Raw genomic sequence first — 25,369 nt, 5'->3', positions numbered from 1 at the left:
CCTACGGAAAGGTGAATCAACACTATGGAAATTTCAGATATTCGGAACGAACTTGAGGCGATGGCGAAGCGCCTCGAGAACTACAGAGCTTCGCTCAACTTAACGGAGAAGGAAGCACGCATCGCCGAGCTCGAGAACGAGATGACGTACCCTGACTTTTGGGACAACCAAGAGAAGGCACAAAAAGTCATCGACGAGTCGAACGGCCTCAAGGCGATGGTCGACAAGTACCAAGACCTCGCAACACAACATGAGGACGGCGAAGTGACGCTCGAACTCATCAAAGAAGAGCCGGATGCCGAGATGCAAGAAGAGCTCGCGGAGACGATTCAATCGCTCAAGAAAGAGTTCGATGATTTCGAGCTCGAGATCCTCTTGAACGGACCGTACGATGCGAACAACGCGATTCTAGAATTACACCCGGGTGCGGGCGGTACCGAGTCACAGGACTGGGCATCGATGCTCCTTCGGATGTATCAGCGCTTCGCAGACAAGCAAGGCTGGAAAGTCGAGACGGTCGACTACCTTCCTGGTGAAGAAGCTGGCGTCAAGTCGGTCACGCTCCGCATCGTCGGGCACAACGCGTACGGCTACTTGAAGGCGGAGAAAGGGATTCACCGTTTGGTTCGTATCTCGCCGTTCGACTCGTCAGGCCGTCGTCACACGTCGTTCGTGTCATGTGACGTCATGCCAGAATTCGATGACGACATCGAGATCGAAGTACGGACAGAAGACCTCCGCATCGACACGTACCGCGCGTCAGGTGCCGGTGGACAGCACATCAACACGACGGACTCGGCCGTTCGGATTACGCACGTTCCGACAGGCGTCGTTGTTTCATGTCAGACAGAACGTTCACAGATCAAGAACCGTGAGTCGGCGATGAAGATGTTGAAAGCGAAATTGTACCAACGCGAACTCGACGAGCAACAACGTAAGCTCGACGAGATCCGTGGAGAGAAAACGGACATCGGTTGGGGTAGCCAAATCCGTTCATACGTCTTCCACCCGTATTCGATGGTCAAAGACCACCGTACGAACCACGAGGTCGGAAACACAAGTGGTGTCATGGATGGCGACGTCATGCCGTTCATCGATGCTTACCTTCGTAAAACAAATATGTGATGCATGTGGCTCAAAGACTCCCGTCTTTGGGCCACGTTGTCTGTAAAGGAGAATTTCTTTAATGAAGCAAATCGTCAAAGACTATCTATATTTGTTGACGGGCTCGGTGTTCGTCGCCTCGGCCTTCAGCTTGTTCCTGTTGCCGAACAACCTCGCGTCGGGCGGGGTGAGCGGAATCTCGGTCATCACGTATGAACTGTTCGGCATCTCGCCGGGGGCGTTCCAGCTCGTTGCGAACGTGTTGCTACTTATCATCGGATGGGCCATCCTTGGTCTCGGTTTCGGCGTGAAGTCGCTCGTCGGCTCCATCTTTTTACCGGGTGTCATCCTCTTCTATGAGGCGATCGATGCGGGAGCTGTCGTGAACGATACGTTACTCGCCGCCATCTTCGGTGGAGTCGGCGTTGGTGTCGGGCTCGGACTCATCTTCCGAGGACGTGCCTCGACAGGCGGAATGGACTTGATCGCACAGATCTTACATAAGTTCACGCACATCCCGCTCTATCTCTGTATCGCCATCCTCGATGGCATTGTCGTCTTGACCGCTGCTGTCACGTTCTCGTTCTCGACCGGGCTCTATGCACTTATCGCGTTATTCATCACGGTCAAGATGATCGACTTCGTCCAGCTCGGGTTCACACAAGACAAGATGGCGTATGTCATCTCGGAGAAGCGGGACTTCATCGTCCGGGCCGTCTTTGAGGAGCTCGACCGTGGCGCGACGGAGATTCAGGCAATCGGGGCGTATTCTCGTCTCGACCGTCCGATGCTCATGATCGTCGTCCGTCAGAGCGAGGTGAGCCGTCTGAAAGAGATCATCCGTCGGATTGACCCGGAGGCGTTCCTCGTCTTCAGCGAGGCGCACGAGGTGCTCGGACAAGGGTTCACGTCGGATAAACGCTATATCAACGTTCCGTAAGTTGTGGAATCTTTGTGTACTTTTCGTGAGATTAGGTTAGAAAGTACACGTGAACGGCTATAATGGTAAATGTAGGTCATTTCTACAACTTAGGAGGGGAACGTGGTTATGAAAAAATGGATGATGGCCATCGGCCTTGGCGCCATGCTGACACTCGGCGCATGTGGCGGCGGCGAAGAAGAGGACACGTCGAGCAACGGGGATTCGGGCTCGAACACGGCATCGGTTGACGCGGAAGCGGTGTACGCACAAAACTGTGCGGCATGTCACGGTGCGAACCTTGAAGGAATGAGTGGTCCGTCACTCGAGCAAGTCGGTGCTCGTTTGTCGGCAGAAGAGATTGAAAACGTAATTCGTAACGGTCAAGGCGCAATGCCTGCGAACGTCATCGAAGACGATGAAGAGATTATGGCAGTTGCCGCCTGGCTCGCTGAGAAAAAATAAGACACGTAAGCATGAGGTGAACATTTACCTCGTGCTTTTTTGTTTGGGGTGTTATTGCTTGGGGAATTATTGTTAGGGTAGTAGTAGACGTTATGGAAATGGAGTGATGACAATTGAAGACGAAGTTGATTGACTGGCCGACTTTTATCGGCTCGTTTGTATTACTGTTAGGGGTGACATTACCGCTCATCTTCTTCCCAGAGACTGGTAAGGCCTGGGTCGGGGCGGCGAACGAATACATGACCTCTAACTTCGGAGTATTGTACTTAGCGATGGGCTTAGGTGCATTCGGATTTTTGATCTTTATTGCCTTCAGTAAAAATGGACATATTAAGTTAGGTCGTGAAGATGAAGAACCCGAATTTAGTACGTTCTCGTGGGCGGCGATGTTGTTTGCTGCCGGTATCGGGTCAAGTATCCTTTATTGGTCGGTCATTGAATGGGTCTACTATTATGAAGGACCACCGTTTGGATTGACACCCGAGTCACCTGAAGCGATCCAATGGTCGACAGCATACGGTATGTTCCACTGGGGTCCGATTGCCTGGGCAATCTATACGTTACCGGCATTGCCGATCGCCTATTTCTTCTATGTCCGTAAAAAGTCAGTACTTAAAGTCAGTGAAGCGGTACGTCCCGTAATCGGCAAATGGGCGGACGGACCACTCGGCAAATTGATTGATATCTTATTTATTTTTGGGTTATTAGGTGGTGCCGGGACGACGCTCGCGCTCGGGACGCCGATGATTGCCGAAGGGGTCAACGAATTGACTGGGATTCCGGTCACGCTTGGCATGCAAGCCGTCATCATGTTGATTTGTACCGTCATCTTTGCCGTCAGTTCATATATCGGACTGAAGGGCGGAATCAAAGTACTGAGTGACTTGAACATCTGGCTCGCGCTCGGGATTTTGACGTTCGTCTTCATCTTTGGACCGACACGGTTCATTTTGGAGACGACATTCAACGGAGTCGGGATTGTCATGGACAACTTCTTCCGTATGGCGACGTGGATGGAACCGTTCGGTGACTTCGGTGGATTCACGACAACCGGGTTCCCAGAATCATGGACCGTATTCTATTGGGCATGGTGGCTCGTGTACGCACCGTTCGTAGGATTGTTCGTCGCCCGCATCTCGCGTGGCCGGACGATTCGGAATATGATCTTCGGGACGATGGTATACGGGACGCTCGGATGTATCCTGTTCTTCGGGATTCTCGGGAATTACGGACTATACCTCCACTTAAGCGGCACGTTCGATGTCGTCGGTTATATGGCGGCGAACGGTCCAGCTCCGACCATCATCGCCATCATCAGTCAGTTGCCGTTCGGTAAGGTCGTCGTCGGCGTCTTCACGCTTCTCGCCATCATCTTCTTGGCGACGACGTTCGATTCATCGTCTTACATTTTGGCATCGGTCACACAAAAGCATGTCGAGGACGAGCCAATCGTTTGGAACCGTCTCTTCTGGGCGTTCGCACTTGCGATCATGCCGCTCACGCTTATGTTCCTCGGTGGACTTGATACGCTACAGACGGCGAGTATCGTCGGTGGGTTCCCTCTGATCTTTATCATGTTCCTCCTGGCCTGGTCGTTCGTCCGGGTGTCGAGTCGGGATATCCGAGCCTCCGATGATTATGAATCGTCGACGATCCATATCAAGTATCGGAAGCGGAAAAAGTCTCCGTTTGACGCATTGAAAGAGAAACCACATGACTAATTATTGACGATATCGTGAAGGGTGTTCCTACGGGAGCACCCTTTTTGAAGTGCGGTTTCAACTTTTTGTTATATAGAGAGAAAGCGAGATTCTTCGCGACATTTTCCCACTGAACTCAATCGAACTGAAACAATCCTGTAATGGTCTTTTAAAAGTTGGATTGATATAATTGTAGTCGCTTCAACTATGCCCTAGATGATTTTTTGACCAGGCGAACACGAAAAAAGGACACCTTGACAGAGGGGATTGTTTCCTGTAAAAAAGACTCTAGGCGAAATATACAGTAACTAAAACAATTGATTCAACTTCGTCATAGATGCATAAAAATATTTTAAAAAGGGTAGGGAATACGTTATGATCTCGATGCAAAAAGTCAGTAAAGTATATCCAAACGGCGTCGTAGCCATGGATGACCTCGATCTAGAGATTCGCGACGGCGAGTTCCTTTATGTGGTCGGGCCTTCCGGTGCCGGAAAGTCGACCTTCATGAAGATGATTTATCGTGAGGAGAAACCGACGGCTGGTCAATTATTGATTGATGGGCTTGATGTCGGAAAATTGAAGGACCGGCACGTACCGAAGCTACGCCGCCAACTCGGCGTCATCTTCCAAGACTTCAAGTTGCTTCCGACACTCACTGTCTATGAGAACGTTGCGTTCGCATTAGAAGTCGTCGGAGCAGACACGACGTCGATTCGTAAACAAGTCATGGATGTGTTGAACCTTGTCGGATTGAAAAACAAGGCGCGCAACTATCCAGATGAACTCTCAGGTGGAGAGCAGCAACGTGTCTCAATCGCACGGGCGATTGTAAATAAACCAAAACTCATCATCGCCGATGAGCCAACGGGGAACTTGGACCCGGAAACGGCATGGGGCATTATGGAAGTGTTTGAAGAAATTCACCGCCGCGGAGCGACCATCGTCATGGCGACACACAACCGTGATATCGTCGATAAGATTCGTCACCGCGTCATCGCGATTGAGAATGGAAAAGTAGTGCGCGATGAAGAGAAAGGAGCATATGGCTATGATGTTTAAGAGTGGATTGCGCCATTTGCGTGAAGGGTTCAAAGGAACACTTCGTAATGGATGGATGTCGTTCGCGGCGATCAGCGCCGTAACAATCACCTTGTTGCTTGTCGGTGTCTTCGCACTCGTCATGTTCAACGTCAATGAGATCTCGGACAACGTCGAGAACGATGTCGAGATTCAAGTATTCATCACCCGGACAGCGGATGAGAACTCGGTAGAGAAACTCGGACAGAACATTGAACAGGTGCCAGGCGTCTCGACGGTCACATTCAGCTCGAAAGAAGATGAATTGCAAAAGTTCCAAACCCAACTCGGGGACGATGCGGCGGCATACGGAACGGTTGAGAAAGACAACCCGCTCCACGCCCGTTATATCGTCAAAGCGCAAGACCCGACAGAATTAGAGGAAGTGGCCAAGTCGGTCGGTTCACTCGAAAATGTCGATGATGTGAAGTACGGAAAAGACTACATCGACAAAATGTTTGCCTTCTTCAACGGGATTCGCATCGGTGGACTCGCGTTGATCGTCGGATTGACATTGATGGCGATGTTCTTGATCTCGAACACGATCAAGATGACAATCTTCTCACGTCGTCGTGAGATTGAAATCATGCGACTCGTTGGAGCGAAGAACAGCTTCATCCGCTGGCCGTTCTTTATCGAAGGACTGCTTCTCGGTATGCTTGGTGCTCTCGTCCCGATTCTCGTCATTTATTTCGGATATGACGTCGCATATAGTGCTTTACAACCATCGCTTGATCAATTGAATAGTGATATATTTAAGTTGATTGATCCATCGACGCTCACAGTACAAGTATCGCTCGTCTTACTTGCACTCGGTGCGTTCATCGGAATCTGGGGATCGACGACATCGCTCGGTCGCTTCTTGAAAATCTAACTTAAATAAGGAGGAGTTGGCGGATGAAACGTTCGCTTGCGCTAGGGTTGTGTGTATCATTACTTGCCATGCCGGTCATGGCGACAGAGAAAGACACGTTAAAAGCTCGACAAGACCGACTGTCCAATGAATTGGAGGAGTCGAAAAAAGCGCAGGCCGAGACGGATGCCGAGCTCGAGGTCACCGAGGCAGAACGGGATGCCGTGCAGACGGAAATTCTCGTCGTCGATGACCGCTTGAATGATTTGAGTGAACAAATCGCGATTCAACAACACGAGGTCGATACGGCCCGTGAAGAGCTCGAGGCGACCCGCCAACAACTTTCTGTTCAGGAAGAGTACTTGGAAAGCCAGAAGGAACTGTTGAACGAACGCCTTCGCGTCTTACAAGTGCATGAAGATTCTTCTTATTTACAAGTCATTTTTGAGTCCCGTTCCTTCGGTGATTTCGTGACACGGGTCATGACGGCCCGCACGATCGCCGAACAGGACCGGGAGCTCATACATAACTATATGAGTGAGATGGAACGTCTCGAGTCGTTAGAGACGACTCAGCGCACCCAGCTCTCTTTCATCAAACAAAAAGAGCGTGAGCTCGTCATCACGAAACAAGACCTTGACCGGACGGCCGAGAAGAAACGTAATTTGTTGGTCGAACTGAACGAACAAGTCGAGCAGCTCGAACTCGAAAAAATGACGCGCAGCGAAGAACAAGCCGTCATGGCCGAACAGAACCGGATCATCAGTGAACAACTTGAGGCAATCGCGACAGCTGAACGGGAGGCCGCTGAGGCGGCGGAACGTGCGAAGCGGGAAGCCGAGGCACGCGCAGCTGAAGAACGGGCACGCGCCGAAAGAGAGGCGCGGGAAGCGGAGACGGAGGTCGCGGCACCTGAAGTGACGCCACCGCCTGTTGAAACACCGACGAACGTGTCCACTTCGACTGGATTCGTCCGTCCCGTTTCTGGTTACGTCTCGAGCCCGTTCGGACCGCGCAACAATCCGTTGACAGGTGTCCCTGAGATTCATAAGGGTATTGATCTCGTCAACGCCCAAGGAACACCGATCGTCGCGAGCGCAACGGGTGTCGTCATCAAGGCGGCGCCAGCGACCGGATATGGGAACGTCGTCTTTGTCTCCCACGTCATGAACGGAGAAATTTGGACGACCGTCTACGCCCATCTAAACGCGATCACGGTCAGCGCCGGTCAACAAGTCGCAGCAGGGCAAACGGTCGGGACGCTCGGCAACACCGGCTGGTCGACTGGGCCGCATCTCCATTTTGAGTTGCATCGAGGAAAATGGGCACCGGGACAACCGAATGCGATTGACCCAGCCCCGTATATTGGATACTGACTAAAGCGGACGCGTCCCAAATATGTGGAACGCGTCCGCTTTTCCTCTCGTTTTTGCTATACTAATGAAAAGACTTACAAAGAGAAATGAGGGACCAACCCGTGAAAAATTCAACCGCAGGACTACTCGCTGGCACAACGTTCGTGGCTGGGGCCGGTGCAGGCCTTGCGACGATGGCGTTTACAGACACATCACTTCCGATTCAGACGAATGCGGAAGGCTGGGATAAAGTCGACCAAGTGCGTGATTTGATTGAGGAACATTCGTTACAAGACATCTCGGAAGAGGATTTATTGACAGGTGCGCTCGATGGTATGACGGCGGCACTCAATGATCCTTACTCGGATTTCTTGGACGCGGAAGAAACATCGCAATTTACCGACTCGATTGAATCGAGTTTTGAAGGAATCGGCGCGACTTTGGAGAAGAAAGGAGAAGACATCTTAATCGTCGCTCCAATCAAAGGCGCTCCGGCCGAGGAGGCAGGCCTTCGTCCCGGTGATATCATCATCGCGGTCGACGGGGAGTCGATCGAAGGGATGGATGTACAAGAAGCCGTCCAGCTCATCCGTGGGGAAAAAGGGACGACCGTCACGTTGACGATTCGCCGTGGCAGTCAGACGGCGGACTATGAGATCACGCGTGACACGATTCCGATTGAGACAGTGTTCTCAGAAGTGAAGGAGCAAGACGGTAAAAAAATCGGCTATCTGCAAGTGACGCAGTTCTCAGAACCGACGGCCGATGAATTCCTTGAACAACTCGAACAACTCGAGTCAGAAGATATCGACAGCTTGATCATCGACGTACGTGGGAACCCGGGAGGTCTCTTGCCGGCCGTCATCGAGATGTCGGAAGGGTTCGTACCGACATCAAAACCGGTCGTTCAAATCGAAAATGCGGACGGGGACCGTGACGCACAGAATGGTCGCGCCCGTGAAGCGAAGCCGTATGAGTTATTCGTCTTGACGGATGAGGGCTCCGCCTCGGCATCCGAGATTTTGACGGGTGCGATGAAAGAAGGGGCTGGCGCGACAATCATCGGGACGAAAACATTCGGGAAGGGCGTCGTCCAGACGGCATTCGATTTGGAGGACGGCAGCAACTTGAAGTTGACGACGAGCAAATGGCTCACGCCGGACGGGAACTGGATCAATAAAAAAGGAATCGAGCCGGACATCGAAGTGAAACAACCGGATTACTTCAATGTGACCCGTGTGTTGACAGAAGAAGAGTCATTGAAAGTCGGAGATTACGGCGATGCTGTCTCGAACTTGCACAAAATCTTGACGGGAATCGGCTATGAGCCAGGCGGTCAACCAGGGTACTATGGTGACACGATGGCAGACGCCGTGAAAGCATTCCAGACAGACAATGGTCTCGAGGCTTCTGGGACAGTCGATGAAGAGACCGCTTCGGCGCTCGAATCGAAATTGCTCGAGGCGATTCAAGATGAGGCGAACGATGCCCAATTGAACCGGGCGCTCGAAGAAGCCGCAAAATAACGTTGAATGAAAGAAAGGATTGGACCGCGTGGAAGTTGTACGAATGAGTGTTACGGCTTTACTGACGTTGTTAGGTAGTCCACTGTTTTGGGTGACACTCGTCGCCCTTACATACATATCGATGACACGAGTCAAACGAGAACGAGCCATGTTTCGTTCGAGACGACGCTCGCCGAAGTCGGAATGGAAGCATTTCATCTGGCCAAGTCTTCTTCTAGCGGTCCTCTCATCGGCCGCGACGATTCTACTTGAGACGACCATCACGTTTGAGTGGGCCGTCTCGTTCACGGTGCTCTATACGCTCGTGGTCTTGACGATGCATCCGCGATTCTTCAATCCGGTGCTTCCACTCTTTGTCTTGTTCGCGGTCGTCATGTTGCGAGATGTCGTCTCTTATGGGGCGCTCAGTGATTGGGTGATAGAGCTCGCTCGAGTTGATTGGACAGTCTACGCGCTCACATTCGGACTCGTCACACTCGCGGAAGCGATTCTCTTGCGCTGGAACGGGCCGAAAGAGACATCCCCGACACTGATCTTATCGAAACGTGGTCAGTTCATCGGGGGGCATGTCGTCAAACGCATTTGGTTTTTCCCGCTCGTCGTCTTCTTGCCACCGACGTTCGGTCTCGACTGGCCGATGGTGCCAATCATTCTTCCGATTCCGATCGGGGTCAGTTTACTGTCGACCGGTGCGTTACCGGGAACGCTTCTCGCACGATTGAGCAACTATCGCGCGGTACTCGCGTTGATCGCTCTCGGTCTATTCGGTCTCTCATATGTATGGGAAGTTCCGTATGTCGACTATGCGCTGTTCGCCTTGTTCGTTCTTTATGAGCTTGGACTTCAGTGGATCAAACGAGAGAATCGGGGTACGACACCTGTCTTCATCAATGGGAATCGTGGGGCGGTCATCGTGGACACGCTTCCGAATTCACCAGGAGAGGCGATGCAGCTTATCCCAGGTGAATCCATCTATAAAGTGAATGGGACGATCATCACGGGAGGGCACAGTTTTTATGAGGCGCTCCAGCAACATAAACCGTACATCAAGCTCGAGGTGTTGAATCTGAACGGAGACATCCGTTTCGTTCAACGGGCGATGTATGAGACCGATCCACACGAACTCGGTATCTTGTTCGTCGGGGAGCCGACGAGCCCACGTGTCCGACTTCGTAAATTGTAAGAGTATCCTTCACAGGGTACTCTTTTTTTTGCATACAAAAAGGGCACCCGTGAGGATGCCCTTGCCACTTATACGTCAAGTTTTGATGGTTTGAATGCCATCGTTGCTTCGACAGCGTGTTGCCAACCTTTGTAGAGTGCTTCGCGATGAGACTCGTCCATGTTCGGCTCGAACTTCTTATCGAGTTTCCACTGGTCTTTGATTTCTGCTTGGTCTTTCCAGAAACCAACGGCTAGACCTGCCAAGTAGGCGGCACCGAGTGCAGTCGTTTCACTTACTTCCGGACGCTCGACCGGTACGTCGAGAATGTCCGATTGGAATTGCATGAGGAAGTTGTTGCTGACGGCTCCACCATCGACGCGGAGTGTCTTCAAGTTGATGCCTGAATCGTTCTCCATCGATGTGAGGACGTCACGTGTCTGATAAGCGAGTGATTCGATTGTTGCACGGACCAATTGTTCTTTCTCTGTTCCGCGTGTGAGACCGAAGATGGCACCACGCACGTCAGAGTTCCAATATGGTGCACCGAGACCAACGAAGGCAGGTACGACATAGACGCCCTCTGTCGATTCGATTCGCGTCGCATACTGCTCCGAGTCTTTCGCTGATTTCAACATCCGTAATCCGTCACGGAGCCATTGGATTGCCGAACCGGCAACGAAGATCGAACCTTCGAGCGCATATTCGACTTTTCCGTTATAGCCCCACGCGATGGTCGTCAATAGACCGTGATCCGATTTGACGGCTTCTTCACCCGTGTTCATGAGCATGAAGCAACCTGTACCATAGGTGTTCTTTCCTTCACCTTTTTCGAAGCACGTCTGACCGAACAAGGCAGCCTGTTGGTCACCTGCGGCTCCGGCGATTGGTACTTCGAATCCGAAGAAGTGATACGGGATTGTGTTCGCATAGACTTCACTCGAAGGCTTGACTTCAGGAAGCATCGATTTCGGTACCGTCAAGATTTCGAGTAACTCGTCATCCCACTTCTGTTCGTAAATGTTATACATGAGTGTACGTGATGCGTTCGAATAATCTGTCACGTGGGCTTTACCACCTGAGAGTTTCCAGATGAGCCATGTGTCAATTGTTCCGAAGAGAAGTTCACCGTTCTCGGCTTTCTCACGAGCGCCTTCGACGTTATCCAAGATCCATTTGACTTTCGTACCTGAGAAGTAGGCGTCGATGAGAAGACCCGTTTTGTCACGAACCATGTCCGAGTGACCTGCCGCTTTTAGCTCTTCACAGATATCAGCAGTTTGACGTGATTGCCAAACAACCGCGTTGTAAACAGGGCGTCCCGTTTCTTTCTCCCAAACGACCGCAGTCTCACGTTGGTTCGTGATCCCGATCCCTGCGATTTCATTCGGGTCGATATCCGCCGAACCGAACGCTTCCGCCATTACAGCGAGGACAGAACCCCAGATCTCATTGGCATTATGCTCAACCCAGCCTGGTTTTGGGAAGTACTGTTTGAATTCGCGCTGTGCGACTGTGACGATTTTTCCATCATGATCAAAAATGATTGCCCGTGAACTAGTCGTTCCTTGGTCCAATGCTAAAATATAACGTTTTTCTTTCGCCATATGTGATTTCCTCCTTCAAAATTATGTGTTAAGGGACGAGAATGCCGTAAATGAGTGCGGCGATGACAGCACCGATAATCGGACCGACAACTGGAATCCATGAATAGCCCCAGTCGGAAGAACCTTTTCCTTTAATCGGAAGGAATGCGTGTGCGATACGTGGCCCAAGGTCACGTGCCGGGTTGATCGCATACCCCGTCGTACCACCGAGCGAAAGACCGATTGAGACGATCAAGAAACCGACGATGAGCGGGTTGAGTCCGTCTGCAAATGTGTTTGCCCCGAATGACAATAATGCAAAGACGAGAACGAAAGTTCCGATAATCTCACCAATCAAGTTAGATGGTGTGTTGCGGATACCTGGTGCAGTAGAGAACGTTGCGAGTTTCAAGCCTGGATCGTCCGTCGCATCGTAATGCGGTTTGTAGTGGACATACACCAAACATGCCCCAATGATGGCCCCGATAAACTGAGCGAGGATGTAGAGTGGGACATCCGCCCATGGGAATTCTCCTGCTGTCGCGAGACCAATCGTGACGGCAGGGTTGATATGTGCGCCTCCGTAAATACCGGCTGCGTAGACCCCGACCATAACGGCAAGACCCCAACCCATTGTGATAACAATCCAGCCAGAGTTTTCCGCTTTGGAATGGCGGAGGACGACGCCGGCGACGACACCGTTACCGAGTAGAATCAATAGCATCGTACCGATAATTTCACTTACAAATGCTGACATGTGATACTCCCCTTTCTCCCTTATGCAATTTGACTTACCACTTCATTATATGCCCAAAATGTAAGCGTTTTAAAACAGTGTTTTTCAAAAATCCTACTTTTTTCCTACAAATGTTCACATTTACACCTGTAAACTTCACATAAAGAGTCAGATAGAGAGCGACATGTTTATGATTTTGACACTACTTTTTAAAAATCATGGGAATTTCAATCGAATAGGAACAAGGTCCAGGATCCGACTTTCCGTGTTCTATGCTACAAAAACGATTGTGAAGCAATTCTCGAAGGTGAAACGCAACAAGATTTGATGTTTCTTTTGAGACAGTAAAGGAAAAAGAAATGATGATATATAAGAGAAAAGGCTTAAATCCGTATGCAAGCTAATAAGCGAATATTTGTTCGTGTCTATGGTATAATCAAGACACTATGAAATGAGAAGGTGAGGAGTATCTTATGGAATCGATTCCGTTTGCATTACAATCTGAATTTCAACCAGGAGGTGACCAGCCTGAAGCGATTCGACAACTTGTCGAAGGCGTTAACCGGGGTGACCGTTATCAGACACTCCTCGGGGCGACCGGAACAGGGAAGACGTTCACCGTCTCGAACGTCATCCAAGAAGTGAAGAAGCCGACACTCGTCCTCGCCCACAACAAGACGCTCGCCGGTCAATTGTATTCTGAGTTCAAAGAGTTCTTCCCGAACAATGCGGTCGAATATTTTGTCAGTTACTATGACTATTATCAACCAGAAGCGTATGTACCTTCGACCGATACGTTCATCGAGAAGGATGCTTCCATCAACGATGAAATCGATAAGCTGCGTCACTCGGCGACGTCGGCTCTCTTCGAGCGGGATGACGTCATCATCGTCGCATCGGTTTCCTGTATATATGGTCTCGGTAACCCGGAAGAATATCGTAGCCTCGTATTGAGTCTGCGGGTCGGTAAAGAGATGGGTCGTGATGAGATGCTTCGTAAGCTCATCGACATTCAATATGAACGAAACGATATCGATTTCCAGCGTGGACGTTTCCGTGTCCGTGGGGACGTCGTCGAGATTTTCCCGGCGTCACGTGATGAACACTGCATGCGAATCGAATTTTTCGGAGACGAGATCGACCGGATTCGTGAGATGGACCCGTTGACGGGTGAAATCATCGCGGACCGCGATCACGTCGCCATCTTCCCGGCATCCCACTTCGTCACACGTGACGAAAAACTGCAAAAAGCAATCGTCAACATCGAAGCGGAACTCGAGGAGCAGCTCGAGAAGTTTCGTGAAGAAGGGAAGCTACTTGAGGCACAACGTCTCGAACAGCGAACGCATTACGATTTGGAGATGATGCGTGAAATGGGGTATTGTTCAGGCATCGAGAACTATTCGCGACACTTAAACTTGATGCCAGAAGGCTCGACACCGTATACATTAATCGACTACTTCCCGGAGGACTTCCTTCTCGTCGCCGATGAGTCACACGTGACGCTCCCACAAGTACGCGGGATGTACAACGGGGACCAGGCGCGGAAACAAGTGCTCGTCGACCACGGGTTCCGTCTTCCTTCTGCGAAGGACAACCGTCCCCTAAAATTCGATGAATTCGAGAAGAAATTGTCACAAGCGATTTTCATCTCGGCGACACCAGGTCCGTACGAGCTCGAACATACACCGAACATGATTGAGCAGATCATTCGTCCGACAGGGTTACTCGACCCGACCATCGAGATTCATCCGATCAAAGGACAAATCGACTACTTGATGGACCAGATTCGCGAACGCATCAAGAGAGACGAGCGCGTTCTCGTGACGACGCTCACGAAGAAAATGGCAGAAGACTTGTCCGACTACTTGCGTGAAGCAGGAATCAAGGTCAACTATATGCACTCCGAGATCAAGACGCTCGAACGGATTGAAATCATCCGTGACCTTCGTCTCGGGAAATATGACGTGCTCGTCGGGATCAACTTGTTACGAGAAGGGCTCGACATTCCGGAAGTCAGTCTCGTGACGATTCTCGATGCCGACAAGGAAGGATTCCTCCGTTCGGACCGTTCGCTCATCCAGACGATTGGACGGGCGGCCCGTAATGCGAACGGACACGTCATCCTATTTGCGGACAAGATGACCGATTCGATGGCACGAGCCATCGAAGAGACGGATCGTCGTCGGACAATCCAACAAGCATATAATGAAGAACATGGCATTACGCCACAGACGATTCGAAAAGACGTCCGTGGTGTCATCCGAGCGACGGTCGAGGCCGAAGAAGAGGCACTCGAATCGCTCAGTACGATGAAACCGGCCGAACGCGAGGCGGCGATTGCCAAACTAGAAGAAGAAATGAAGCAAGCGGCGCGCGATCTCCAGTTCGAGCGTGCAGCCGAATTGCGTGACTTAATCTTGGAGTTGAAGGTAGGGAATTAAATGGCTGAAAAGAAAAATGCGATTGTCATCAAAGGGGCACGCGTCAACAACTTAAAAAATATCGACATCGATATCCCACGTGACCAGCTCGTCGTCTTGACGGGCTTGTCCGGCTCCGGGAAGTCGTCGCTCGCGTTCGATACGATTTATGCGGAAGGGCAGCGACGCTACGTCGAGAGTTTATCTGCGTACGCTCGTCAGTTCCTCGGACAGATGGATAAGCCGGATGTCGATACGATTGAAGGCTTAAGTCCGGCCATCTCGATTGACCAGAAGACAACGAGCCGAAACCCGCGCTCGACCGTCGGAACGGTGACGGAGATTTACGACTATCTCCGACTCTTGTTCGCACGTATCGGGAAACCGGTCTGTCCGAACCACGGTATTGAAATCTCGAGTCAGACGATTTCGCAGATGGTCGACCAGGTGATGGAATTGCCAGAACGGACGCGACTTCAGATTTTGGCACCAATTGTGTCAGGTCGTAAAGGGACGCACGTCAAAGTGTTCGACTCGTTGAAGAAAGAAGGGTTCGTCCGTGTCCGCGTGAACGGAGAGACCATCGAACTGACGGATGAGATCGAGCTCGACAAAAACAAGAAGCACTCGATTGAAGTCGTCGTCGACCGTCTCGTCGTCCGACCTGACGTCGAAGGGCGCCTTGCCGACTCTCTCGAGACGGCGTTACGCCTCGCCGACGGACGTGTCATCATCGACAAGATGGACGGGACCGAGCTTCTCTTCAGCGAACACCACGCTTGCCCGATTTGTGGATTCTCAATCGGAGAACTCGAACCACGTATGTTCTCTTTCAACTCACCGTTCGGGGCTTGCCCGACGTGTGACGGACTCGGGACGAAACTAGACGTCGACCCAGAACTCGTCATCCCTGATCCATCGAAGACGTTAAAAGAAGGGGCGGTCGCTGCATGGCAACCGACGAGTTCGCAATATTATCCGCAACTGTTGGCGGCGATGTGCCAGCACTTTAATATCGATATGGATGTGCCGTTCGAGCGTCTGTCGAAGCGTGACCAAGACCTCGTCTTGAACGGATCTTCGGAAGAGTCATTCCTCTTCCGTTACGAGAACGACTTCGGTCAGGTCCGGACGAACACAATCTTCTTTGAAGGGGTCCTCCGTAACATCGAGCGCCGCTACCGAGAGACAACGTCCGACTACATCCGTGAACAGATGGAGATGTATATGGCGACGCACGCCTGTCCGACATGTCATGGCTATCGTTTGAAAGAAGAGTCACTCGCCGTCAAGATCACGGGCCAGCACGTCGGACAAGTGACGGAAAAGTCGGTCGTGAACGCACTTGCGTTCTTTGAAGGGCTGAATGAACAGCTCAGTGAAAAGGATATCGCCATCGCCAGACTCATCTTGCAGGAGATTCGGGAGCGACTCAGTTTCTTGAATAACGTCGGTCTCGACTATTTGACGCTGTCTCGTGCTGCAGGAACCCTCTCAGGTGGGGAAGCACAGCGGATTCGACTTGCGACGCAAATCGGTTCACGTCTCACGGGCGTCTTGTACGTCCTCGATGAACCGTCGATCGGTCTTCACCAACGAGACAACGACCGCTTGATTGCCACGCTCAAACAGATGCGAGACATCGGCAACACGCTCATCGTCGTCGAACATGATGAAGATACGATGATGGAAGCCGACTATTTGATCGATATCGGACCGGGTGCCGGGGAGCACGGTGGACAAGTCATCGCTGCCGGGACGCCAAAGCAATTGATGAAAAACAAGAATTCGCTCACAGGTCAATACCTTGCCGGGAAGAAGTTCATCCCGCTTCCGGCTGAACGGAAGATGCCGGACGAACGGTTCTTGAAGATCGTCAAGGCCGAAGAGAACAACTTGAAAGATGTCGACGTCTCGATTCCACTTGGGATGTTCGTCGCCGTGACGGGTGTATCCGGTTCTGGGAAGTCGACGCTCATCAACGAGATTCTCTATAAATCACTCGCACACAATATGAACCGTGCCAAAGCGAAGCCGGGGAAGCATAAGAAGATTGAAGGTCTCGAGCATATCGATAAAGTCATCGATATCGACCAATCCCCAATCGGGCGTACGCCACGTTCGAACCCGGCAACGTATACGGGCGTCTTCGACGACATCCGCGACGTCTTCGCCTCGACGAACGAAGCAAAGATGCGAGGCTATAAGAAAGGACGCTTCAGTTTCAACGTGAAGGGCGGACGCTGTGAAGCGTGCCGTGGAGACGGGATCATCAAAATCGAGATGCACTTCTTACCGGACGTGTATGTTCCGTGTGAAGTCTGTCACGGGAAACGCTATAACCGTGAGACGCTCGAAGTGAAATATAAAGGGAAGACGATTGCCGATGTCCTCGATATGACAATTGAGGAAGGGCTCGAATTCTTTGACAAAATTCCGAAAATCAAGCGGAAGATTCAGACCATCTATGACGTCGGTCTTGGCTATATGAAACTCGGTCAGCCAGCGACGGAACTTTCCGGTGGGGAGGCCCAGCGTGTCAAACTCGCTTCGGAGCTTCATAAACGTTCGACTGGAAAGACGATTTATATTTTGGACGAACCGACAACAGGTCTTCATGTCGATGACATCGCACGCTTGTTGAAAGTGTTGCAGCGCCTCGTCGAGAACGGGGATACGGTGCTCGTCATCGAACATAACCTCGATGTCATCAAGTCGGCCGATTATTTGATCGACCTCGGACCAGAAGGCGGGGACGGCGGCGGACTCATCGTCGCGACGGGAACGCCAGAAGAAGTCGCTGAAGTGTCAGGTTCGTATACCGGCAAGTATTTGAAGCCGGTACTCGAACGCGATGCGGCTCGCGTGAAACCAAAAGCAGGAAAAAAGAAATAAGTATAGAAATGGTGAGAAACGGGAAGGTAATTGACGTGCAACCAAATTGAAGGGGGAAAACGAACGTGAAACAAGAAATGCGTGAACTGATTCTCCAGCAAGTGAAGGAAGGAAAATTGACAATCGAGGAGGCGATGACGCAACTCGAGCGTCTCGAGCGCCTCGAACCAGAACAAGTTCAGGCGTTAGAAGATCGACAAGACACGGAGAAGGTGGATGCCTATTCGGTCGAATCGCTCACGACGAAACTGACGTCTGCGGTAGAAGGACTCGTCACGAAGCTTCGTGACAGCGACTTCTCCTTCAGCTCGAACTTCGGACCGGAAGTGACGTATTCGAAATCATTCCCATTTACGGGTAGCGACATCTCACTCGATCTCTTCAACGCATCGGCGACCATCGTCTCGTCAGATGCAGAAGATTGTGAGCTCATCGTGACCGGTCGTCCGCTTCGCCAACAAGACGCGGACAAAGCGCTCGAACAGTTGCAATCGGCGGTCAAGCATTCCGTCATCGGGGACCGTCTCGTCGTCTCCTTGCGTGACAAGCTCGTCCGGGCCCACGTGGAACTGTACGTCCCGCATCACCATTTCAACCATCTTCATATTCAGACGTTGAACGGAGAAGTCCGTGCCGATGGTTTGGACGTCGAGAACGTCCGCGTGCAAACGGCGAACGGTCGCGTCGTCCTACACGAAGTACATGCGTCCGAACTCCTCCTCAATACCGGAAACGGGACAGTCGAGGTTGAAGGGGTCGAGGCGGAGCTCGTGCACGTCCGTACCGGAAACGGGGCCGTCATCGTCGGAGGGAAGTACGATAAAGCATCCCTCAAGACAGGGAACGGCAACATCCGCGCGGAACTCGCGACAGCACGTCCGGCCAAGTTCGAACTCGCTTCGCTCGCCGGAAATATTCGACTCGTGTTGCCACACGGCGTCGAGGTGGAAGGAGAACTCGAGACGAACTTCGGTGGACTCCACTGCTTACTCGACGAACTTGAAATCATCCGTGACCGAAAAGACGTTGCGCAGCGTCGTCTCGAATTCTTGTCCGGTCGAGGTCAAACGCCTCGCATCGAAGTTGAAGCGGGTACACGTACCGGTACGATCGATTTGGAACACGGATCGGTGTATACACCGTCGACTTTCCTTGAGGAAGACCAGACGGAGCCGTCGGATCCGGTCGATCCCGTCGACCCAGCCGATTTGAATAATCCGTTCCATCAACAATAAGCAAATCCCGAAGGCTGAGCCTTCGGGATTTTTTTGATTATAAATTCATTTCATACTCCATCTGTTGCCAATCCATCATCTGTGTATCAAACAGCGTGAACGCACTGACTGCGAAGACGATAAAGAGGACGGGACCGGCAATCAACAAGATGATGCCGAGAAGTCGCATCGATTTCGAGCGATTCCAGTAGAAGATGATGGCGACAATCATCGAGATGAGCGCGCCGGATAAGAAGAATCCGATGATATTCAAAATGAACAAGAGCAAGACCGTCTCGTTTTTCGTCGCCGCATACTCTTTCCACATATCGATCAATGACTTGATGATGTAGATGAGCGTCCCGATTCCGATGACGAGCGCGATGAGCACGACAATCCAAAACAACGCATCCATATTTTCACCTCCTCTATTTGCCTATACCCTTCCTACGAACGCCATGTATGAAAGTTTCAACAATTTTTTGACACGTTCTTCATCACTTCCTTAACGCTTCCGAGAAAGAGCTATGATACAATAATGAGCGTGAAAGGGGCAGATACTGATGCAAAATATCGTACGTACAGCTCAAGTCGTTGAGCGTTTTAAACTTCAAGTCATTGCGGGAGAAGAGGGACTCCATCGTCCGGTCGCCACACCTGACCTTAGTCGACCAGGACTCGTCCTCGCCGGTTACTACACGCACTATGCGAAAAATCGTCTTCAAGTACTCGGGAAGACGGAGTTGACTTTCTATGCGAGCTTATCGGAAGAAAAACGTCGCGAGCGTGCCCGTATTTTATGTACGGAATCGACACCTGGGATTTTAATCACACGTGGATTTGATATTCCGACAGAAATCGAAGAAGAAGCGGAAGCGGCAAACGTCCCACTCATGCGGACGAATGCGGTGACGACGTCAATCGAGTCGCAAATCACGAACTTCCTCGAGATGGAACTTGCACCGATGACAGCGATGCACGGCGTCCTCGTCGACATTTACGGTGTCGGCGTCCTCATCAAAGGACAGAGCGGTGTCGGAAAATCGGAGACCGCGCTTGAACTCGTCAAACGTGGGCACCGTCTCGTCGCCGATGACTCGGTCGAGATCCGCCAAACGGGCGACCAGCTCCTCGTCGGTTCAGCACCGAAGCTGATTCGCCACTTGCTTGAGATTCGTGGAATTGGCATCATCGATGTCATGACCTTGTTCGGTGCAGGTGCGGTCCGGTCGCATAAGAAGATCAGCCTCATCGTCAACTTGGAGAACTGGGACGCTGGAAAAGTGTACGACCGTGTCGGGCTCGATCACAACACGATGAAAATCATCGACAGTGAAGTCCCGCTCCTCACGATCCCTGTCCGCCCAGGTCGAAACTTGGCGGTCATCATCGAGGTCGCAGCGATGAACTATCGTCTGCAAAACATGGGCATCAATACGGCTGAAGAGTTTGCGGAACGTCTCGCGAACGCGATTCAGGACACTGAAGGAGACTTGTGATCATGGTAGAACCGACATTTGATCGTGTAGCGTTTGAAATCGGGTCTCTGCCGATTTACTGGTATGGTATGATCATCGCCTTCGGAGCAATGCTCGGACTCGTCCTTGCCCTTTACGAAGCGAAGCGCATCAACTATGATTCGGAACGACTCGTTGACGTCGTCATCTGGTCGATTCCAATCAGTATTATCTTCGCGCGTATTTACTACGTGACGTTCCAATGGGATTACTACTCAGAGAATCTCGGACAGATCATCGATATCCGTCAAGGCGGGATTGCCATTCACGGTGCCATCTTCGGGGCACTCCTTGTCGTCATCGTCTATTGTATGCGAAAGTCGATGTCGTTCTGGAAAGTCACAGACATCTTGGCACCATCACTTCTCCTCGGACAAGCCATCGGGCGCTGGGGGAACTTCATGAACCAAGAGGCCCATGGTGGCGAAACGACGCGTAGCTTCTTACAAGACACGCTCATGCTACCGGATTGGATCGTCAATCAGATGTATATCGACGGGGCATACTATATCCCGACGTTCCTTTATGAAAGTGTATGGAACATCATCGGGGTCATCCTCCTCGTCGCATGGCGTATGATTGGAAACCCACGTCGCGGATACATCTTCTTGTCGTATCTCGTCTGGTATTCGATTGGTCGCTTCTATATCGAGGGACTCCGGACGGATAGTCTCATGTCAGGCGATTTGCGTGCGGCCCAAATGGTGTCGATTGCCTTGATCCTCTTCGGTATCGTCATGATGGTCCTTCGCCGCAACGCGAAACGATACAATGACCCATCAGAGAAAGGATTGTTTGATTAATGGATACGCTCTTATTTGACTTAGACGGTACGTTACTCGATACGAACCCGCTCATCATCGCCAGCTTCCGTCATACGTTCGATTATTATTTCCCGGAACATACGTATCGGGATGAGGACATCTATCGCTTCATCGGACCGACGCTCGAGAAGTCGTTCCGTGAATTGAACGAAGCAGAATGGAAAGAGATGCAGGCGTTCTATCGGAGTTTTAACATCGCCATGCATGACCAACTCGTCGCAGAGTACCCGGGTGTCATCGAAGGCTTATATCGCCTTCATGCGAAAGGGTACAAGATGGGCGTCGTCACATCGAAAGGTCGTCCGGTCGTCGAACGGGGCCTTCGGTTGTTCAAAATCGACCACTTGTTTGATGTCGTCGTGACAGCGGACGATGTCGAGAATGAAAAACCGCATGCTGAACCGGTCGAACGTGCTCTTCAAGCGCTCGGTTCGTCTCCGGAACGAGCGGTCATGGTCGGTGACAACGATACGGACATCTTCAGCGGGAAAAACGCTGGGACGAAGACGGTCGCTGTCGGGTGGGCGCTAAAAGGTCGTCCGTTCCTCGAATCACTCGAGCCGGACGTCATCATCGACTCGATGGAACATTTCGAGGCATGGCTTGACGAGGTCAGCGTCCATGCGTAAGACGAAACGGTTTCGCATCGACGGACCGAACCCACTTTGGCAGATGTATCGGACAATTCGCTTCCTACGTGTCTTCAAAAACACGACGGTCGTGCTCGTCGGGCGTTACTTCCCTTCGGTGAAGGCGAAGCGGTGGTTGTACCGGACGTTTCTCGGGATGAACATCGGAGAGTATAGTGCTCTTGCCCTCATGGTCACGCCGGACGTCATGTTTCCGGAACGGATCACCATCGGTCGGAACACGGTCATCGGGTTCAACTCGACGATTCTCTGTCATGAGTATCTCGTCGATGAGTATCGAATCGGAGATGTCGTCATCGGAAATGAAGTCTTGATTGGAGCGAACGTGACCATCTTACCGGGCGTGACGATCGGCGACGGTGCCGTCGTCGGTGCGGGCGCGGTCGTGCATCGCGACGTCTTGCCGGGAGAGCGGGTCGTCGGTTCGAAACTCCAGTCGCTGACACATATTTGACACAATTTTTCGCAAAATGTTTTTATGCCTCTTTTGTATAGAGACATGAAAGAATACTTGAGCGGTATCACTTTTTTTTAAAGGGATGCCGCTTTTTAATGGGAAAATGAGTCGAAATGACTGAATCATATTTTCGCTCAAAAACAATTTTTAAACCTAGTAAAAAATATTCATTATAGAGGGAATATAGTCGCAATTTTTTTTAACTTTTTCAGTTGCCCTCGTTGTTCGAGTGCGGTATTCTTATCCCTGCAACTAAAAAAAGATTTAGAGATGATGTGGAGGATTTAGAATATGGAAGCGAACTATGAAGCAGTAATGACGCTACCCGAACCAGAATCTCCGCTCGCTGCGGAGCTCCACTACTATAGAGGTCGTCGTGCGTTACGGGAAGGTCGCCTAGATGAAGCGACTTTTTTCATGGCTGAAGCGACAGCGGCAGCCACGCATCGCGTCGACTATCATAAACAGTACGCAGAACTGTTATTTGAAGTAGGGGAGGTCTACCACGCCAATGACGTGTGGAAACGAGTATTAGAGCTCGACGAGACCGCGACAGAGGCGCTCTATCATTTAGCGAGCAACTGTGCCTATGTCTCTCAATACGAAGAAGCGGCGAACTATGCATCTGAATATCTCGCACGTGACACGAAAGGTCACTACACGGAAGCCGTGCAATCCCTTCTCGAACTAATCGAACTCGAACAAGAGCTCGAGGACGAGGAAGAAGACGAATTGATCACATGGCATTCAGAAGCGCAGCGTCAAATCGACAAAGGACGGCTATTTGCGGCAAAGGCGACGCTCGAGCGTTTGATCGGGCAGTATCCATCGTTTTGGCCGGCCTATAACAATCTATCCGTCGTCAGTTTTTACCTCGGCGACGACCAAGCGGCGTTTCGGACGCTCGAGTACGTGCTCGATCAAAATCCGGGCAACTTGCATGCGATCTTGAACACGATCCTTCTATTGCATGAAGCGGGACAATCCGAAGCGGCGATGCAATTATCGACGCCACTCACACGTGTTCGTCCACTCCAGTTTGACTTACGTTATAAATTGGCGACGACACTCGCGCTCGTCGGTCATTATGACCGTGCGTATGAAGAGTTACGTCTATTGAAAGAACGCGGGTTTCGTGGTGACGCATTGTTCGGGCATTGGCTCAGCGTGTCTGCCTATAAGACAGGACGATTAGAAGAGGCAGCCACCTACTTGAACAAAGATGAGATGAAACGGTTCGAAGAGAAACAGAGTTTCGATATTCGGGAAAACCTCGAGTTTCGTTCGGCGCTCGTGCAAGGTCTTCGTCAAGAGACGGACTTAGCACGGGTTGAGATCATTCGAATCATTTCTAACCTGAAAGACGATGAGGCGTTTGAAGCGCTCGCACTGACGAACGCCGTGACGGAGAACGAGACGGTCCGTGCGTTTGCGGAAATGTGTCGTGCCGACCTTTGTCAGCAACCGTTCCAAGGAGACGTTCGTGTCAAGCGCGCCTTTGACGCTCTCGTCCTTGCGGAAGCGCATGTTTCGGAAGCCGAACGGATGAGCCTAGAAGGTGATTTTTATGAACGATTTGCTACGCTTCTGTTATCGGACGAAGCATTCATGGACGTAACGGCATCGGCCGCTGCGCTCGTCTGGATGTTTTATACGAAACGAGACGCCTTGATTCTCGAGGACTGTGCGAACGCCTTCCATCTCCCAGTCGACACGTTGACGGAGACGGTTCGTTCGTTCAAACGGACACTCGAACAAGCATAAAGATAGACGATACCCATACAGGTTTCTTATACTAAAGGCAATCAATATTTTGCAGAGGTGGAATCAACATGACAGAAGAAAAAATTTATGACGTCATTATCATCGGTGCCGGCCCTGCCGGAATGACCGCTGCGCTATATGCTTCACGTGCGAATCTTTCAACACTTATGATCGAACGCGGAATTCCGGGTGGTCAGATGGCCAACACGGAAGACATCGAGAACTACCCAGGATACGACAGCATTCTCGGTCCTGACTTGTCTCAAAAGATGTTCGACCATTCGAAAGCGTTCGGTGCGGAGTATGCGTATGGGGACGTACAAAGCATCTCGGATGAAACAGAATACAAAATCGTGCATGCGCACAACCGCGACTATAAAGCGCGTGCCATCATCCTCGCCTCTGGTGCTCAGTATAAGAAAATCGGTGTACCGGGTGAAGAAGAACTCGGCGGCCGTGGTGTATCGTACTGTGCGGTATGTGACGGAGCATTCTTCAAAGGCAAAGATCTCTTCGTCATCGGTGGTGGCGACTCAGCTGTTGAAGAAGGTGTCTTCTTGACACGTTTCGCGAACAAGGTGACGATCGTTCACCGTCGTGATGAGCTTCGTGCTCAAAAGATTCTTCAAAAACGTGCGTTCGACAATGAGAAAATTGATTTCATTTGGAACCACACATTGAAAGAAATTACAGAAAAAGACGGCAAAGTCGGTGGCGCTCGTCTCGTCAGCACGGTTGACGGTACAGAGACAGACCATGAAATCGACGGCGTCTTCATCTATATCGGCATGAACCCGATCACTGGATTCGTCCAAGACCTCGGAATTACGAACGAGCAAGGCTACATCGTCACGAACGAGGCGATGGAAACGAAGATTCCTGGAATCTTTGCTGCCGGTGACGTTCGTGACAAAACGCTCCGCCAAGTCGTCACGGCGACTAACGACGGATCGATTGCCGCTCAGAACGCTCAGCACTTCATCGAGGGGCTCCTCGAATCGTTGCAAGAACAAAACGCATGATTCAAGAAGGTAGGACTGCGGGGAACCGCGGTCCTTCTCTTTTTTTCGGACGTTCGTTATACTAGATGGAGAGAGCTACACACACGGCTCGGTTGTCAATTTTAAGGGGGCGTCAGC

General features: G+C 51.2%; 21 protein-coding genes. 18 read left to right on the top strand and 3 right to left on the bottom strand.

The annotated features are described in order from the left end of the window. Nucleotides 1-24 precede the first annotated feature (24 nt). The 9 genes from prfB to KNP04_RS03335 all read left to right on the top strand — a co-directional run bounded on the left by prfB (nucleotide 25) and on the right by KNP04_RS03335 (nucleotide 10,185). A complete protein-coding gene (gene prfB / locus KNP04_RS03375; protein ID WP_214693596.1) occupies nucleotides 25-1,125 on the top strand; it encodes a peptide chain release factor 2 in 1,101 nt (366 codons plus the stop codon). 61 nt (nucleotides 1,126-1,186) lie between these two features. Beyond that, the gene (locus tag KNP04_RS03370; protein ID WP_214874646.1) at nucleotides 1,187-2,044 is read left to right on the top strand and encodes a YitT family protein; all 858 of its coding nucleotides are present in this window, start codon (nucleotides 1,187-1,189) and stop codon (nucleotides 2,042-2,044) included. A 108-nt stretch (nucleotides 2,045-2,152) separates the two neighbouring features. Next, nucleotides 2,153-2,488: a cytochrome c551 gene (gene cccB, locus KNP04_RS03365; RefSeq protein ID WP_214785865.1), complete on the top strand. Its 336-nt coding sequence runs from the start codon at nucleotides 2,153-2,155 to the stop codon at nucleotides 2,486-2,488. Between the two features lie 113 nt (nucleotides 2,489-2,601). Beyond that, nucleotides 2,602-4,209, top strand: coding sequence for a BCCT family transporter (locus KNP04_RS03360; protein WP_214874645.1), 1,608 nt, complete (start codon nucleotides 2,602-2,604; stop codon nucleotides 4,207-4,209). A gap of 354 nt (nucleotides 4,210-4,563) precedes the next feature. After that, nucleotides 4,564-5,250, top strand: a complete 687-nt coding sequence (ftsE, locus tag KNP04_RS03355; RefSeq protein WP_214874644.1) for a cell division ATP-binding protein FtsE — start codon at nucleotides 4,564-4,566, stop codon at nucleotides 5,248-5,250. Beyond that, nucleotides 5,240-6,142 (top strand): permease-like cell division protein FtsX, encoded by a 903-nt coding sequence (gene ftsX, locus KNP04_RS03350; protein ID WP_214693589.1) that lies wholly within the window; start codon nucleotides 5,240-5,242, stop codon nucleotides 6,140-6,142. Before ftsE ends, ftsX begins: the two co-directional genes overlap by 11 nt. A gap of 23 nt (nucleotides 6,143-6,165) precedes the next feature. Beyond that, entirely contained in the window at nucleotides 6,166-7,497 is a 1,332-nt protein-coding gene (locus KNP04_RS03345) for a murein hydrolase activator EnvC family protein (protein ID WP_214874643.1), read from the top strand. A 101-nt stretch (nucleotides 7,498-7,598) separates the two neighbouring features. After that, complete coding sequence (locus KNP04_RS03340) at nucleotides 7,599-9,002, top strand: S41 family peptidase (RefSeq protein WP_214874642.1); 1,404 nt, start codon at nucleotides 7,599-7,601, stop codon at nucleotides 9,000-9,002. A gap of 43 nt (nucleotides 9,003-9,045) precedes the next feature. Next, nucleotides 9,046-10,185 (top strand): PDZ domain-containing protein, encoded by a 1,140-nt coding sequence (locus KNP04_RS03335; protein WP_214874641.1) that lies wholly within the window; start codon nucleotides 9,046-9,048, stop codon nucleotides 10,183-10,185. 68 nt (nucleotides 10,186-10,253) lie between these two features. Here the strand turns inward: KNP04_RS03335 and glpK are convergent, their stop codons facing one another. Both glpK and KNP04_RS03325 read right to left on the bottom strand, forming a co-directional pair. Continuing rightward, nucleotides 10,254-11,771 (bottom strand): glycerol kinase GlpK, encoded by a 1,518-nt coding sequence (glpK, locus tag KNP04_RS03330; RefSeq protein ID WP_214786928.1) that lies wholly within the window; start codon nucleotides 11,769-11,771, stop codon nucleotides 10,254-10,256. 28 nt (nucleotides 11,772-11,799) lie between these two features. Beyond that, nucleotides 11,800-12,507: an MIP/aquaporin family protein gene (locus KNP04_RS03325; RefSeq protein ID WP_214874640.1), complete on the bottom strand. Its 708-nt coding sequence runs from the start codon at nucleotides 12,505-12,507 to the stop codon at nucleotides 11,800-11,802. A 452-nt stretch (nucleotides 12,508-12,959) separates the two neighbouring features. Between KNP04_RS03325 and uvrB the strand changes: the two genes are divergently transcribed. From uvrB to KNP04_RS03310, 3 genes are all read left to right on the top strand, one after another. After that, complete coding sequence (uvrB, locus tag KNP04_RS03320) at nucleotides 12,960-14,930, top strand: excinuclease ABC subunit UvrB (RefSeq protein WP_214746005.1); 1,971 nt, start codon at nucleotides 12,960-12,962, stop codon at nucleotides 14,928-14,930. Continuing rightward, nucleotides 14,931-17,804, top strand: coding sequence for an excinuclease ABC subunit UvrA (gene uvrA / locus KNP04_RS03315; protein ID WP_214785853.1), 2,874 nt, complete (start codon nucleotides 14,931-14,933; stop codon nucleotides 17,802-17,804). A gap of 65 nt (nucleotides 17,805-17,869) precedes the next feature. Continuing rightward, nucleotides 17,870-19,039 carry a DUF4097 family beta strand repeat-containing protein gene (locus tag KNP04_RS03310; protein ID WP_214874639.1) on the top strand — a complete coding sequence of 390 codons (1,170 nt, stop codon included), beginning with the start codon at nucleotides 17,870-17,872 and terminating at the stop codon, nucleotides 19,037-19,039. Between the two features lie 37 nt (nucleotides 19,040-19,076). On the opposite strand, the gene KNP04_RS03305 is transcribed toward KNP04_RS03310, so the two are convergent. After that, complete coding sequence (locus KNP04_RS03305) at nucleotides 19,077-19,433, bottom strand: hypothetical protein (protein WP_214693574.1); 357 nt, start codon at nucleotides 19,431-19,433, stop codon at nucleotides 19,077-19,079. A gap of 148 nt (nucleotides 19,434-19,581) precedes the next feature. On the opposite strand from KNP04_RS03305, the gene hprK reads away from it, so the two are divergent. From hprK to trxB, 6 genes are all read left to right on the top strand, one after another. Then, complete coding sequence (hprK, locus tag KNP04_RS03300) at nucleotides 19,582-20,517, top strand: HPr(Ser) kinase/phosphatase (RefSeq protein WP_214693573.1); 936 nt, start codon at nucleotides 19,582-19,584, stop codon at nucleotides 20,515-20,517. Between the two features lie 2 nt (nucleotides 20,518-20,519). Then, on the top strand, nucleotides 20,520-21,338 hold the full coding sequence (lgt, locus tag KNP04_RS03295; protein WP_074033649.1) for a prolipoprotein diacylglyceryl transferase: 819 nt from the start codon (nucleotides 20,520-20,522) through the stop codon (nucleotides 21,336-21,338). Then, complete coding sequence (gene ppaX, locus KNP04_RS03290; protein WP_214693572.1) at nucleotides 21,338-21,988, top strand: pyrophosphatase PpaX; 651 nt, start codon at nucleotides 21,338-21,340, stop codon at nucleotides 21,986-21,988. The genes lgt and ppaX overlap by 1 nt, the downstream gene beginning before the upstream one ends. Next, a complete protein-coding gene (locus KNP04_RS03285) occupies nucleotides 21,981-22,463 on the top strand; it encodes an acyltransferase (RefSeq protein ID WP_214874638.1) in 483 nt (160 codons plus the stop codon). Before ppaX ends, KNP04_RS03285 begins: the two co-directional genes overlap by 8 nt. 294 nt (nucleotides 22,464-22,757) lie before the next feature. After that, nucleotides 22,758-24,230 carry a tetratricopeptide repeat protein gene (locus KNP04_RS03280; protein ID WP_214874637.1) on the top strand — a complete coding sequence of 491 codons (1,473 nt, stop codon included), beginning with the start codon at nucleotides 22,758-22,760 and terminating at the stop codon, nucleotides 24,228-24,230. Nucleotides 24,231-24,298: 68 nt separating this feature from the next. Further along, nucleotides 24,299-25,252, top strand: coding sequence for a thioredoxin-disulfide reductase (trxB, locus tag KNP04_RS03275; protein WP_074033640.1), 954 nt, complete (start codon nucleotides 24,299-24,301; stop codon nucleotides 25,250-25,252). The last annotated feature ends 117 nt before the right edge of the window (nucleotides 25,253-25,369 follow it).

This window comes from Exiguobacterium sp. CH10, assembly GCF_018617635.1.
GTDB classification, from domain to species: domain Bacteria; phylum Bacillota; class Bacilli; order Exiguobacteriales; family Exiguobacteriaceae; genus Exiguobacterium; species Exiguobacterium aestuarii_A.
This window is presented reverse-complemented; position numbering and strand designations above follow the sequence as displayed.

What these genes read in the sequence shown, in the direction of transcription:
- cccB (WP_214785865.1), top strand. Translation starts at nt 2,153, where the DNA reads ATGAAAAAATGGATGATGGCCATCGGCCTTGGCGCCATGCTGACACTC.
- uvrB (WP_214746005.1), top strand. Translation starts at nt 12,960, where the DNA reads ATGGAATCGATTCCGTTTGCATTACAATCTGAATTTCAACCAGGAGGT.
- KNP04_RS03370 (WP_214874646.1), top strand. Translation starts at nt 1,187, where the DNA reads ATGAAGCAAATCGTCAAAGACTATCTATATTTGTTGACGGGCTCGGTG.
- glpK (WP_214786928.1), bottom strand. Translation starts at nt 11,771, where the DNA reads ATGGCGAAAGAAAAACGTTATATTTTAGCATTGGACCAAGGAACGACT.
- uvrA (WP_214785853.1), top strand. Translation starts at nt 14,931, where the DNA reads ATGGCTGAAAAGAAAAATGCGATTGTCATCAAAGGGGCACGCGTCAAC.
- KNP04_RS03285 (WP_214874638.1), top strand. Translation starts at nt 21,981, where the DNA reads ATGCGTAAGACGAAACGGTTTCGCATCGACGGACCGAACCCACTTTGG.
- KNP04_RS03305 (WP_214693574.1), bottom strand. Translation starts at nt 19,433, where the DNA reads ATGGATGCGTTGTTTTGGATTGTCGTGCTCATCGCGCTCGTCATCGGA.
- KNP04_RS03335 (WP_214874641.1), top strand. Translation starts at nt 9,046, where the DNA reads ATGAGTGTTACGGCTTTACTGACGTTGTTAGGTAGTCCACTGTTTTGG.
- KNP04_RS03325 (WP_214874640.1), bottom strand. Translation starts at nt 12,507, where the DNA reads ATGTCAGCATTTGTAAGTGAAATTATCGGTACGATGCTATTGATTCTA.
- prfB (WP_214693596.1), top strand. Translation starts at nt 25, where the DNA reads ATGGAAATTTCAGATATTCGGAACGAACTTGAGGCGATGGCGAAGCGC.
- trxB (WP_074033640.1), top strand. Translation starts at nt 24,299, where the DNA reads ATGACAGAAGAAAAAATTTATGACGTCATTATCATCGGTGCCGGCCCT.
- hprK (WP_214693573.1), top strand. Translation starts at nt 19,582, where the DNA reads ATGCAAAATATCGTACGTACAGCTCAAGTCGTTGAGCGTTTTAAACTT.
- lgt (WP_074033649.1), top strand. Translation starts at nt 20,520, where the DNA reads ATGGTAGAACCGACATTTGATCGTGTAGCGTTTGAAATCGGGTCTCTG.
- ftsX (WP_214693589.1), top strand. Translation starts at nt 5,240, where the DNA reads ATGATGTTTAAGAGTGGATTGCGCCATTTGCGTGAAGGGTTCAAAGGA.
- KNP04_RS03280 (WP_214874637.1), top strand. Translation starts at nt 22,758, where the DNA reads ATGGAAGCGAACTATGAAGCAGTAATGACGCTACCCGAACCAGAATCT.
- KNP04_RS03345 (WP_214874643.1), top strand. Translation starts at nt 6,166, where the DNA reads ATGAAACGTTCGCTTGCGCTAGGGTTGTGTGTATCATTACTTGCCATG.
- ppaX (WP_214693572.1), top strand. Translation starts at nt 21,338, where the DNA reads ATGGATACGCTCTTATTTGACTTAGACGGTACGTTACTCGATACGAAC.
- ftsE (WP_214874644.1), top strand. Translation starts at nt 4,564, where the DNA reads ATGATCTCGATGCAAAAAGTCAGTAAAGTATATCCAAACGGCGTCGTA.